The following is a 12,896-nucleotide window of genomic DNA, read 5'->3' on the forward strand; positions in this document are numbered from 1 at the left end:
TCAGGCGGAACCGCTTGAGCCGACGAGACGCACCGGCTCCGACAACGCCGCACGGGCGCCGCCGAAGTCGGCCAGCCGGGCCGCCACCGTGGCGGCGGCGAGGCGTTCCGGGAGGGCCGCGGAGAACTTCAGGCCGTGTACGGCCCGTCGGTCCACGTCGGGCAGGACCAGGTTCTCGCCGACGCCCTCGCGGGCCGCGCGCCAGTCGGCCGGGGTGACGTCCGCCCGCAGGCGTACCCAGCAGTCGGCGGGCCGTTGCAAGGGGTCGGCGACCGACGGGAGGGTGGCCGCGAGGGTGGCGTTGGCGCGGTACCCGGCCCAGGTCCACCAGCGCACGTCGCTTCCGGCGCCCGTGATCAGGGTCCCGCCCGGGTGCACGGTGTCGGGTGCGTCGGTCTCGCGCTGCTCGGCCAGGCACGCCTCGGCGCGCCGGGTCAGGGCGACCGGCGGGTCCGCGCCCAGCAGCACTTCGCGCATGGCGCGCGTCAGGGCGTACGAGAGGCCCGCGACGCCGCCGTTCATCCACTTGGCGACGCCCCCGCCGTCGGCGGGTTCGACGAAGACACGCTTGCGCAGCCAGTCGATGTAGGTGACCTGCCAGCTGCGTCCGCCGAGCAGCAGCCGCCGGGGGCCGGGGCGTTCCTCGGTGAGCACACTCGGGTCGGTGCGGCCGATCTCCGTGCGCCCGGACAGGACGGTGAACTGGGGCGGCGCGGTGAAGGACGCGGTGAGTTCGATGAAGTGCCGCTTGCCGAAGCGGCGTTCCGCCTCGGGTCCGACGAACAGCAGGCCGCCGTCGTTGTCGAGGAAGCCTTCCTCGGTGAGGAAGTTCAGGATCGGGGCGGCGGACCGGTCGAAGGGGGCGAGGCCGTTCCACTGCCGGTCCCACAACCGGTCGCCGAGCTTGTGCTGTTGCAGGGTGACGGCGAGGAGTTGCTGGGCCACGAGGTGGCGCGGCTCGGGCGGCGGCAGGACCGGTTCCACCCAGCCGCGCGACCACAGCAACAACAGCCCGGCCGCCTGCAGCAGTGTTTCCTTGCGGGTGGTGAGGAACAGGCAGTTGCGCACGGTGCCGGGGCGGCGGCCGGTGCGGCCGATGCGCTGCAGGAAGGAGGCGACGGTGGCCGGTGAGTCGATCTGGATGACGCGGTCCAGGTCGCCGACGTCGATGCCGAGTTCGAGGGTGGAGGTGGAGACGATGACGCAGTCGCGCGCCTCGGCGAACGCCCGCTCGGAGCGGGTGCGTTCGTCGACGGAGAGGGAGGCGTGGGAGAGGAAGACGGTCACCTCGCGGGCGCGCAGCGCGGCGCCCAGTTCCTCGACCTGGCGACGTGAGTCGCAGAAGACGAGCCGTTTCTCTCCCTGGTGCAGGGCGGCGATGAGTTTGGCGGCGTTGTCGAGGGAGCCCACGTAGTCGAGTTCCACTTCGCCCGCCGGCCGCGGGTGCCGCTGAGCGGCGGTGTTCGGGCCGTCGCCCGTCCCGCCGGACGCGGGCGGCCTCGCCTCCGGGGCCACGACGCGCCCGGTGCGGCTGCCCGCGCTCGCGCCCTGCAGCCAGTGCAGCAGCTGTTCCGGGTTGCCGACGGTCGCGGACAGGCCGACGCGCTGGATGGATCGGCCGGTGACCCGTTCCAGCCGTTCGAGTACGGCCAGCAGGTGCCAGCCCCGGTCGTCGCCCGCGAAGGCGTGCACCTCGTCGACGACGACGGCCCGTACGCTCCCCAGCAGCCGCGCGTGGTCGGTTTTGACGCCGATCAGCATCGCCTCGAGCGATTCGGGCGTGGTGAGCAGGATGTCCGGCGCCTCGGTGCGGATGCGCCGGCGCTGCGACTCCTTGGTGTCGCCGTGCCAGAGGGCGGCGCGCCGCCCCAGCCACTGTGCGTAGGTGTCGACACGGGTGACGAGGTTGTTGAGGAGCGCCTTGAGCGGGCACAGGTACAGCACCGAGGTGCCGGTCCACCGCTGCTCGGCCATCGCCGACAGCAGCGGGAAGCAGGCCGCTTCCGTCTTGCCGCCGGCCGTCGGCGCCAGCAGGACGGCGTCCTCGCCGTCCATCAGCGGGGTGATCGCCGCCCGCTGGAGGGGGCGCAGGTCGGGCCAGCCGAGGGTGTTGACGATGTGGTGCAGGACGACGGGGTCGAGCCGGTCCAGGACGTCGGCCCCTCCTCCGGCCGGGTCCGTCCCGGTCGGGTTGTCGGCGCCGGCCATCACAGCTCCAGGTCGATGTCGTCGGCGGACGCGGAGCCGCCGGTGACCGTGGCGGCCAGGTTCCGCTCCACGTCGGTGAGTTCGCTGCTCGCGACGGTCAGCCGGTAGTGCTGCCGGGGGTCGAAGTCGTCGAACTGGTCCACCCGGTCGAGGACGTCCCCGACGAGCTTCTTCAGGAACAGCCGGGGAGCCACGCCGACCTTCCCGCCCAGTGCCCCGCCGACAGCCCGTGCGAGGTCGGCGACGTAGGCGTCGTCGACGACCGTCTGCACGCGCTCGGGCGACGCGGCGGCGTCCGCGTACAGGTCCCGGATGGTGGCGCCGAGGCCGACCAGGGACTCCTGGGTGAAGCCGGGGAGCCGGATCTGCACGGCGCGGGGGTTGTCGAAGCGCGGGTCGGTGGTGAAGTCGGTGGCGAGCCGCTGGGCGAGCGGGGCCAGTCGCTGCACGCCCTGCTGCCCGTCGTAGAAGGCGGGCGTGCCGGTGATGACGAGGTACAGGCCGGGGAAGCGGCCGGAGTGGACCTCGTCGATGAGCTGCCGCAGCGCGTTGAGCGCCTTGTCGCGGGCGTCGGAGCGGACCCGTTGCAGCGTCTCCACCTCGTCGAGGACGACGAAGAGACCGGTGTGCCCGGAGTCGCGCAGCACGGTGAGGAGCCCCTGCAGGAAGCCGAGCGCCCCGAAGTGGTCGAGGTCGCCGCGCACCCCGGCGGACCGGCGGGCGGAGGCGGCGACGTGGGGCTGGCCGCCGAGCCACGCCAGGACGGCCGCGGCGGTCGTCTCGTCGCCGTCGGCGAGGGCGGCCCGGTAGCCGCGCAGGGCGGTGGCGAAGGACGGGGCGTGCCGGGACACCTCCGCGAGGCGTGCGACGAGCAGTTTCTCCACCTCGCCGGGCAGTTCGGCCTCGGTCGCGCCGGCCGCGAGGGCGTCCTCCTCCAGGGCGTAGAACCAGGCGTCCACGACCGGCCGCAGGGCGCTGGGCGGGAAGCTGGAGGTGGTGAGGCGCTCGGTGAGGCGCCGGTAGACCGTCTCCAGCTTGTGCAGCGGCGTCTCGTTCTCCGAGATCTGGATCTCGGCCACGGCGAAGTTGCGCCGCTTGGCCCGCTCCCCCAGCCAGCGGGTGAAGAACGTCTTGCCGGAGCCCTACTCGCCGCGCACGGCCTTGAACACGGACCCGCCGGACGCCACGGCGTCCAACTCCGCGTCCAGGGCCGCCTCGAACCGGTCGAGCCCGGTGGCCAGCAGGTCGAGTCCGCTCTCGGGTACGGCGCCGCGGCGCAGGGCGTCGATGACGGTGCGGCGACGGGCCGCGCTGACGTGGGCGGGGCGCTTGGATCCGGTGGTGCTCACGGGGATCAGTGTTCCATCTCCCTGCGCACCGGGGCTTCGGTGAAGTGTCATGATGTCCGGTTCGTAACCATGTGGGTCCGAGCACGTCACCGCACAGCCGCCACCTTCGCCGTTCAGGACGGTCACGCACGAATCGACGCTGCGGCCGTCACCGTGCTGCCAAGTGGTGGGAGGAACACCGCAGTTCGATGTGTCATCAGGTGAGCTGCCTGTGAGTTCGATGCGTAGGGAGGCTACGATCCGGATCAACGCAGTCGGCGGGTCTCAGGAACCCATCCCTTGCGATGGGCCCTCCGGTCCGGGCACTCCGGTGCTGATCACACCGTGGGCCGGGGATCGGTCCCTGTGCTTGCACAGGGTGGCGGAGGGATACAGCGGACCGCCCGCCTGTCGGGCGTGGAAAAACCACAAGGTGAGGCTCGTCGACTGCGCCTCACAAGCGGGAACGAGGCGGTTCGGTGACGACGGCAGGCGACTTCGCGGACCTCACCCCGGCGCAGTTCGTCAAGGCGGTGGTCAGCGGCTCGATCCACCCCTACACCGAACACCGGGTTCCAAAGCCCCTCGGCGGGCTGCGAACCTTGCACGCCCCGGTCCCGCGGTTGTCCCGGATGCAGCAGGAGATCCTGGCCCGTCTGGAGGCTCTTCCGGCCGGCTTCCAGCCGCACCCGGCAGCGTTCGCCTACCGGCGGGGCCGCTCGGTCGTGGACTGCGCCGCCGTCCATCTGCGGGCCCACACCGTGATCCGCCTGGACATCGCCGACTTCTTCGGGAGTATCCGCGAACGGCACGTTCACGCCGCTCTGAAGGACGCCTGGACTCACCCGGCGGAGCGCGAATATCGGATCGATCTCGTGGCCAACGACGACGGTCGCCAGGAGATCGGCCTCCGTCGCACCGGCCGCACCCTGGACACGTACACAGTGGCCCGGCTGGTCACCGTGTCGCCGCCCGAGCCGAACCAGACCTGGCCGAACCGTGGCACCGGGCGTCGCTGCGTGCTTCTGGAGGCCACCGGGCAGGAGTTCTCCGTTCGCCGTCCCCGCCTGGTCTACCGGCACACCCGCGAGGGGTTCCTGCCGCAGGGCGCTCCTACCAGCGGGTACCTGTCGAACCTTGTCATGCGTGACGTCGACGACGTTGTCACCCACCACGCCGAGTCCTTGGGACTGCGCTACACCCGCTACAGCGACGACATGTACTTCTCGAGCCGCGGGCTCGTCCACCACGACGACGTCGACCGTCTCGTCGCTGGGGTGAAGGACGCTTTGGAACCGCTGCGCATGAGGCTCAACACGAAGAAGACCTACGTGGCCCGTCCCGGCGCACGCCGCAGCGTGCTGGGCATTCTCGTCGACGGTCCCACGCCTCGCCTGACGCGCGAGTACAAGCGCCGCATCACCAAGCATGTGCGAGGGGCTGCGTCGTTCGGTGTCGAACAGCACCAGCGTCACCAGGGTTTCAAGGACCTGGCCGAGCTGGACGCCCACGTGACCGGTCTGCTGTCGTTCGCGCACATGGTCGAGCCCGACTGGGCGGAGAGACAACTCGCGGACTGGAAGCGGTTGCGAGAGATTCCCCTGGAGCACGAGGAACCGGTGCTCGTGCAGCACGGGCTCGATCTGCCCTGGGACGAGGATGTCGAGGTCTTCCAGACCGATCTGGCCAAGGAGTCGATCGACGACCTCGTCCGCGGCGCCCAGCGCTACCGCTCGTCCTCGGATTACCTGCAGATGCTCGAGTTCGTCGGCCGGTTCAAGCGGTACGCGCCGTTCAACGCGATGGTGGTCCACATCCAGAAGCCGGGGGCACGCTACGTCCTGTCCTCCGCGGAGTGGGAGTCGAAGTACCGGCGGGTGCTCAGGCCCGGCGCCCAGCCGCTTTTGATCTTCCAGCCCCGTGGGCCCTACATGCTCGTGTACGACGTCGGGGACACCGAAGCCCTGCCCGGGGCCCTGCCCCTGCCCAAGAGGATCACTGCTCCGGTGTCGGTGTCCTCCCGGGCCGACGAGAAGGAAGTCGCCAAGGTCTGGCACCACACCGAGACGAATCTCGCGCCCCTGGGGATCCGGCTCACCCTGGTCGACCATGGGGCCTCCTCTTGTGGGCGGGCGTACCGCAGCAGGTCCGGCACGTTCGTGGAACGTCCTGGCAGCAGGCCCGGGGACCGGCCGGAGGCATACCCGACGTTGTTCGAGATCGAGGTCAACCGGAACTTGTCCCTGCTGGACCGTTACGCCACGCTCGCCCACGAGCTCGGCCACCTGTTCTGCGGACACCTCGGCGCAGGGCCCGAGGGAACATGGCCCGACCGGAGCTCGCGACTCTCCCCGGAGGAGGGGGCCGTGAAGGCCCACGCACGCAAAGAGGTCGAGGCCGAGTCCATCGCCTACATGGTTCTCAAACGTCTGGACCCGGATGTCCGGATGGGCGACTACATCACCGGACACCTCGGCCCTGACCAGCAGGTTCCCGAGTCCGTCGCTCTCAACCTCACTTTCAAGGCCGCCGGTCTGATCATCGATATGGGTAAAAAGCGCCTCGCCGCCACCAAGCTCCGGAAGCCCCGGAAGTGACTCCTCGCCCCCGCCGGCCCCACACGATCAGAAAGAGCGAGGCCGGGCCACGCCGAAATCCTGCCTCGAGTACTGCTGTGCAGTGGCCGAGCAGTCCTGCGCACGCCCTGCGGCTGGGTGCCCGCCCAGCCGCGGGGCATAGTCAGGACACTGCATCGGCGACGTTCGACCGTCCCCCTCGACCGGTCGGCTTGACGCAGGAGTGGGCGGCAAGGCGAAGCGCAACGTGTAACGCCTTCGGGGGCGGCCTGCTGGAAGGCGGCCGCCCCTGTCTTCGTCGTTCGGCACGGACCGCAGCGCACCCCGCCGCTTCCTTCAAAGTCGTGATCTTGAAGCCTCGGCCGGACGGTACCCGTGGTGCTCTCGTTCTCCGGCGAATCGGTTGACGATTACAGCAAAGCGCTGATGAAATCACTCTCCGTACAGGCGGCAAGACGGAAAGCGGAGTCACATGGCGGCCCTCGACAACGTGAAGCTCAAGGACGTACTGGCGGACGTCGCCTCGGGCTCCTTACAACTGCCCGACTTCCAGCGGAACTGGAAGTGGGACGACGACCGGATCCGGGCGATCATCGCGACGGTCACGCTGGACTACCCGCTCGGTGTCGTGATGACGCTGCAGACCGGCGGCGCCACCCGGTTCCGCTCCCGGACCCTGACCGGCGCACGGCCGGACGGGGACCCGGCGGCCGACCTCCTGCTGCTGGACGGGCAGCAGCGCCTCACCTCCCTCTTCCAGGCCCTGTGGCTGGACGCCCCGGTGGAGACGGCGGACGCCCGGGGCAAGCCCATCCAGCGGTGGTACTACGTCGACATCGCCAAGGCCGTCGGGCCGTCCGCGGACCGCGACGAGGCCATCGTGTCCGTCCCGGCCGACAAGGTGCTGCGGACGGACTTCAACCGCACGGTGGTGCTGGATCTGCGCACCACCGAGGCCGAGTGCGCGGCCGGCCTCTTCCCCTTGCACTTCGTCTTCGACGCCCAGCGCGTGAACGAGTGGAAGAAGGCGTACATCAAGGCGGACGAGGACCGGAACTGGGACCTGTGGGGCCAGTTCGACGAGGCGGTCCTCCAGCAGGTCCGCGCCTTCCAGGTGCCGATGATCCGGCTGGGGGCCTCCACCTCCATGGACGCCGTCTGCGCGGTGTTCGAGCGGGTCAACACGGGCGGTGTGCCCCTGAACGTCTTCGAACTGCTCACCGCGACCTACGCCGGGGACCGCGACTACGTCGAGCAGAACGGGGACTACTACCAGCTTCCCGAGGTGTGGCGGGAGATCAAGCAGGCGCTGGCGAGCAAGTACCCGGTCTTCGGCCGCCTGGAGAGCGGTCTGGAGAACGGGCTGAGCAGCATCGACTTCCTGCAGGCCATCGCGCTGGTGCGCACCTGGGAGCGGAAGCAGGCGGGCGCCGGGGCGACGGTGTCCTGCAAGCGCCGCGATCTGCTGGACCTCCCCCTGGCCGACTTCGTCCGCCTGGCGCCCAAGCTCGCCGACGCCTTCGCGTGGGTGGGCGACTTCCTGGAGCGGCAGTGCATCGTCCGCCCGGCGGACCTGCCGTACAAGACGCAGCTCGTCCCGCTCGCGGCCGTCCGCGCCATCCTCGACACGGCGACCGACAGCCTGGGTGCGCAGGAGAAGATCGAGCAGTGGTACTGGTGCGGGGTGCTCGGGGAGATGTACGGCGGCTCCACGGAGACGCGCTTCACCAAGGACGTCGAACAGCTCGTTCCCTGGATCGCGCAGGACGAGAAGGCGCCCGAGACGGTCACGGAGGCGTTCTTCTTCAACGATCGCCTCGACACCCTCACCACCCGCAACAGCGCCGCCTACAAGGGCATCTACGCCCTGCTGATCAAGCAGGGGGCGGTGGACTGGCACTACACGGACGCCCCGCTCAGTCCCGGCAGGCTGGACGAGTACAGCGTGGACGTGCGGCAGATCTTCCCCAGGACGTGGTTCCGGCGGGGCGACAGCCACGGTCTGCCCACGAGTTCGATCGTGAACAAGACCCCCCTGTCCTACCGCGCGGCGATGGACATGACGGGGGCGCCGTCGTCGTACCTGTCCACGATGATCGCCGCGTCCGACATGCGGCCCGAGTGGTTCGACGACGTCCTGTCCACTCACCTGATCGATCCGGACGCGTTGCGGGAGAACGACTACGAGCGCTTCTACCGCGACCGCTCCAAGCAGTTGCAGGAACTGGTGCACTCGGCCATGGGCAAGAGGACGATGCTCCGCGACCTGCCGGAGGGCGACGTCCGATGACGACCAGGCCGGACGAGCGGGACGTCTCCTCGCTCAAGGGCAGGACCGTGTCCGTGCAGGAGATCCTCGACCTGTTCCAGGTCAGGGTCCGTGATCACCGCTCGGTGCACCGGATCTCGCAGGCGCTGGCGGACGCCGGGCTGACCACGCTGCCGGACTTCGCCGTGTGCGGCCTGCGCAGCACCGTCGAGGTCGTGCCGCTGGCGTCCGTCCCCGCGCAGCGCGCGCCCGTCGACGCGGACGACGAGGCCGACGCGACGGACGAGGCCCTTCCCTCGCACGCCCTGCCGCAGCGGCTGCTCCTCGGCGACATTCCGTCGGCGCGGCGCGGCGTGGTGTCCGTGGGTCCCGGGACGCCCCTGTCCCAGACGACCTTCCTCATGCGTACGAAGGGCCTCTCCCAGGTGCCGGTGACCACCGGCATGGCGCAGGTCCACGGGGTCGTGACCTGGGGGTCCGTGGCCAAGATGTACGAGGCGGGGAAGCCGGCCACGCTGGACAACGCGATGGAGAAGGACTCGCTGCCCGTCGCCGACGCCCGCCAGGAGTTCTTCACCGCCCTCCCCGTCATCCGCGAGCACGGCTACCTGCTCGTCCGCGGCGACGACGGCTGCCTGTCGGGCATCGTCACCGCCGCGGACGTCACGGAGCGCTTCGAGGGGGCGGCGCGGCCCTTCTTCCTCGTGGGCGAGATCGAGTCGCTGCTGCGCCGCTGCCTGGGCGCGGCCCTGGACGCGGAGGCCATCAAGGCGGTCCAGACGAACAGGAAGCCGGAGCGCCGCACCGGCCAGGTGTCGGATCTGATGTTCGGCGACTACCTGAAGCTCCTGGACGGCGACCAGACGAAGCAGTCCCTCGCCGAGCGGGCCGACCGCAACTGGGAGGCGCTGAAGTGGCCCAACATGCCCCGGGAGCAGTTCGTCGGCCTGCTGAAGCGGGTGAAGGACATCCGCAACCGGATCGCCCACTTCGACGAGAAGCCGCTTCCGCAGGAGATGCTCGACGAGCTGACGACCTTCGCGAAGGTACTGCGGGCGTTCGCGCCGTGAGGTAGCGGACGGCATGGGGTGGTCCGGGGCGAAGGCGGGTCGGATGCACGATCCGGCGCCCCGGATCCCCTCCTCCTAGGGGCAGGCGATCTCGGCCCACACCGTCTTGGTGCAGGTGTCCCGCACCTCGCATCCCCATCGTTCGGCGTAGGCGGCCACCAGGAGCAGCCCGCGCCCCGAGTCCGCCTCCAGTGGGCGAGGCCCGGCGGGGAGGGCTGTCGGTGGCAGCCGCTCGGGACGCGCGTCGGTCACCTCGACGCGGACATGGCCCGGAAACCGCAGCAGGGCCAGCCTGAAGTCCCGCCCCGGCAGCCGGCCGTGTGTGACGGCGTTCGCCGCCAGCTCCGCCGTGACCGCGCAGGCGGCGTCGGACGCCTCGGTGCCGTACGGGACTCCCCAGGCCGCCAGTTGCTGGGCCACGAGACGCCGGGCGAGGCGTGCCCCGCGTCCGGTGCTGCTGAGGCGGATCGTGAACCGCGGGGTGTTCGGGGGCGCCCCGGTCTGCGCGTCGATCGACTTCATGGAGTGACCGTCTCGTCGCCCGGGCGGTCCGGGCCAGGTCGGGCGGCCGTACCCGGTGGCGCGGTACGCCCGTTGTACGGGTCGGTACGGCATCTGTACGGGGCCGTGCCCGGGACCGGGCGACCGGCAGGGTCGTTGGGGACGGCACGGGACACTGAGGCGGGCAGGGGGCGCGATGGGCAAGGCGGGCGAGCGGGAGTGCCGGACGACCGGGCGGCGTTCACCGGGCCGGGAGCACCCCGCGGTGTGGAGCGCCTACGGCAAGCTGGTCCGCCTCTTCCGCGAGCGGGCCGGGCTCACCCAGCAGGCCCTCGCGGATGCCATCGGGTACTCGCTGGAGCAGGTCGCCTCGGTGGAGCAGGGGCGACGCCCGGCCAAGGCCGCGTTCACGGAGGCCGCGGAGCGGGTGCTGGGGGCGGGTGGGGCGCTGCGGGTGCTTCAGGAGGACGTGGACCGGGCGAAACTGCCGTTGTTCTTTCAGGACTTCGCATTGTTGGAGTAGGACTTCGCGGTCGCCGTGCCGGCGGCGGCCACCGCCCCGGGGCCGGGTCGGGGCGGGCGGTGCCACCTGCTGGAACAGCTCCCACAGCTCGTCCGGCACCAGTCGCTCCACGAGCGTCACACCCGCGGACTACCGACCACGTCAAATGAGGTGACCTGCAAGTCGGGGTGTGGGCCATCTCGACATTGTTCGCCGCCGCCCAGGTGCCGACGCGCCCGCACTTCTTCGTGGTCGGGTGCGGGGGGGAAGTCGTCACCAACGATTGCGATGCGAACCTGGGGCGGGTGGAGGCTGCGGAGGTGGCGGCAGAACTCCAGGAACTGCGTCCGTCTCTTGACCGGCTTGATGTGGCCGTAGAGCTTGTCCTCGGCCGGGTCCATGGCGGCGGACAGGTGGCGCACTCCGCCGTAGCGGTTGCAGGTCGCCCGGCGCCGCCGACGGGGCTCACGGTTCCGTCGGCCTGGTCGGACTCCATGTCGGGAACGGCAGGTGGTGCTCGGTGGGCTCGGACTTGGCGATCTTCTTGATCGCACGTCGCTCGGTCAGCGTGAACGTCTTCGGCCGGCCGCCCCTGCACTTCGGATACAGCGAGTCGAAGCCGTCCGCGTTGAAGTCGCGGATCACGCCTCCGACCCGGTCGCCACTGGTGGACGACACCTCGGCGATCCTCGCCACCGGCATGCCTCGCGCGGACAGCAGCACCATCCGGGCCCGCCGCCTTGCCGCCACCGACCCGGTGCCCCTGCGGATGATCCGCAGCAGCCGCCGGCCCTCGTCGTCATCGATCCCACGAGCCGGTGAACGTCCGGCCACGTGGTCGTTCCGGCCCGACCGCCGAGCAGGGAACCACCCAACGAGGCGGACCGTCACGAGGCGAATGTGGTAAGCGCTCGGGTGAGTTCGGCGTCGTACTGATCGGCGTCGAAGTGAAAAGCCGGAGGACGCGCCTCATCAGCGGGCACTTGCCAGTCGGACCACTCCACGATCTCGCCGTGACGCTGCACGAACACGGACAGGTAGCCACAGCATCCGCCCGTGCACTCGGGCTCGCCCAGTACTACACGTCGTCCCTCGTCGGTCGCCCAGAGGGGACCTTGGCCCTCAGCCGGCAGCGCCTCCTCCGCGAACGGGCCGCGGCCTCCCTCTTCGATCATCGCCGCCGCCACTTCCGCGCCATCGACCCGGAGGGACAACTGGGCAGGCCATCGGGGGCCTGGCGGCAACACACTGATCTCAAGCCGATTGAACACCCAGGCATCCTAGGTGAGTACCGCCGCCACCGTTCCGTTCCCACGACCGGATGCGGGCCTCCGGCCGACTACCGGTCGACGTCCGAAGGGGCGGACGTCGACCGATGCGGCACCAGCCGCTCAACGCGTGGCGGTCTCCCGTGGTCACGTGGTCCGCACATCTACCGGAATCCCCGGATCGGTTCATACGATCACGCCATGGCGATGACGGGCTTGGACGACCGGATGACGACGGCGGAGAACTACCGCCGCTTCGCCGAGCACGAGGCGGCGGGACGATCCCCCGCCTACGAGACGCTGGCCCTCGCGGTGGCGTCCGACCCGGACGTGCTGGGTTTCCTGGACATCCTGCCCGCCGACAAACGCCAGCCGAACCTGCTGTTCGCCGCGGCCCGCCACATGCTCCGCGAGGTGCCCGACGCGGACGCGCTGCGGGAGCTGGTGGCCACGCGGGCCGGGGAACTGCGGGCGACGATGCTGTCGCGGCGTACCCAGACCAACGAACCGGGACGCTGCGCAACGCTTCTGCCCGCACTGGCCGCGCTCGATGGGCCGCTTGCTCTGATCGAGGTCGGCGCGAGCGCCGGACTGTGCCTGCACGTCGACCGGTACTCCTACGACTACGGCCACACGTACCTGACCGGCCGTGACCCACAGGCGCCGACACTCCGGTGCCGGGCTGAGGGACCGCACCCGCGACTGCGGATGCCCGAGGTGGCATGGGCGGCCGGCATCGACCTCAACCCGCTCGATCCGTCGGATCCCGGGGACCGGGCCTGGCTCGAGTGCCTGGTGTGGCCGGGGCAGACGGCCCGCCGTGAACGCCTCGTTTCCGCGTTGGCGACCGCACAGCGCCATCCTGTGCCTGTGCACGAGGGCGACCTGCTCGAAGCGTTGCCGGCCCTCGTCGAGCAGACGCCCCGGAACGCGCGTGTCGTGGTCTTCCACTCGGCGGTGCTGGCATACGTCGGGCCGCGGCTCCGCGCCGACTTTGCCGGGCTGACCCGCGAGCTCGATGTCGTCTGGATCGCGAACGAGGCGCCGGGCGTGGTCGCCGACGTCACACCGCCCCGGTTCGAGACCTCGCCGTTCGTCCTCACCGTCGATGGCGCACCTGCCGCCTTCACCCACCCGCACGGCGACTGGATCCGCTGGATGTAGCACGTGCAGC

At 70.5% G+C, this 12,896-nt stretch carries 7 protein-coding genes and 3 pseudogenes; 5 read left to right on the forward strand and 5 right to left on the reverse strand.

The features are described from left to right. Together ABD363_RS03565 and brxD are read right to left on the reverse strand one after the other, a co-directional pair. Positions 1-2,208 (reverse strand): DEAD/DEAH box helicase, encoded by a 2,208-nt coding sequence (locus tag ABD363_RS03565; RefSeq protein ID WP_344599866.1) that lies wholly within the window; start codon positions 2,206-2,208, stop codon positions 1-3. After that, positions 2,208-3,557, reverse strand: a pseudogene (gene brxD, locus ABD363_RS03570) (BREX system ATP-binding protein BrxD). The gene ABD363_RS03565 and the pseudogene brxD overlap by 1 nt, the downstream one beginning before the upstream one ends. Positions 3,558-4,015: 458 nt before the next feature. Between brxD and ABD363_RS03575 the strand changes: the two are divergent. From ABD363_RS03575 to ABD363_RS03585, 3 genes are all read left to right on the forward strand, one after another. After that, positions 4,016-6,133 (forward strand): reverse transcriptase domain-containing protein, encoded by a 2,118-nt coding sequence (locus tag ABD363_RS03575; protein WP_344599867.1) that lies wholly within the window; start codon positions 4,016-4,018, stop codon positions 6,131-6,133. Between the two features lie 451 nt (positions 6,134-6,584). Further along, positions 6,585-8,402 carry a GmrSD restriction endonuclease domain-containing protein gene (locus ABD363_RS03580; RefSeq protein WP_344599868.1) on the forward strand — a complete coding sequence of 606 codons (1,818 nt, stop codon included), beginning with the start codon at positions 6,585-6,587 and terminating at the stop codon, positions 8,400-8,402. Continuing rightward, on the forward strand, positions 8,399-9,451 hold the full coding sequence (locus ABD363_RS03585) for a CBS domain-containing protein (protein WP_344599869.1): 1,053 nt from the start codon (positions 8,399-8,401) through the stop codon (positions 9,449-9,451). Before ABD363_RS03580 ends, ABD363_RS03585 begins: the two co-directional genes overlap by 4 nt. A 75-nt stretch (positions 9,452-9,526) precedes the next feature. Here ABD363_RS03585 and ABD363_RS03590 read toward each other — a convergent pair whose 3' ends face one another. Beyond that, a complete protein-coding gene (locus ABD363_RS03590) occupies positions 9,527-9,973 on the reverse strand; it encodes an ATP-binding protein (protein ID WP_344599870.1) in 447 nt (148 codons plus the stop codon). 175 nt (positions 9,974-10,148) lie between these two features. On the opposite strand from ABD363_RS03590, the pseudogene ABD363_RS03595 reads away from it, so the two are divergent. Further along, positions 10,149-10,472: pseudogene (locus ABD363_RS03595) on the forward strand (helix-turn-helix domain-containing protein); the annotation flags it as partial. Positions 10,473-10,635: 163 nt separating this feature from the next. On the opposite strand, the pseudogene ABD363_RS03605 reads toward ABD363_RS03595, so the two are convergent. Continuing rightward, positions 10,636-11,288, reverse strand: a pseudogene (locus ABD363_RS03605) (helix-turn-helix domain-containing protein); the annotation flags it as partial. 53 nt (positions 11,289-11,341) lie between these two features. Then, positions 11,342-11,725, reverse strand: a complete 384-nt coding sequence (locus ABD363_RS03610; RefSeq protein ID WP_344599871.1) for a hypothetical protein — start codon at positions 11,723-11,725, stop codon at positions 11,342-11,344. A gap of 198 nt (positions 11,726-11,923) precedes the next feature. Between ABD363_RS03610 and ABD363_RS03615 the strand changes: the two genes are divergently transcribed. Next, entirely contained in the window at positions 11,924-12,886 is a 963-nt protein-coding gene (locus tag ABD363_RS03615) for a DUF2332 domain-containing protein (protein ID WP_344599872.1), read from the forward strand. Positions 12,887-12,896 lie beyond the last annotated feature (10 nt).

The sequence above is a fragment of the Streptomyces glaucus genome, from assembly GCF_039533365.1.
Classification (GTDB): domain Bacteria; phylum Actinomycetota; class Actinomycetes; order Streptomycetales; family Streptomycetaceae; genus Streptomyces; species Streptomyces glaucus.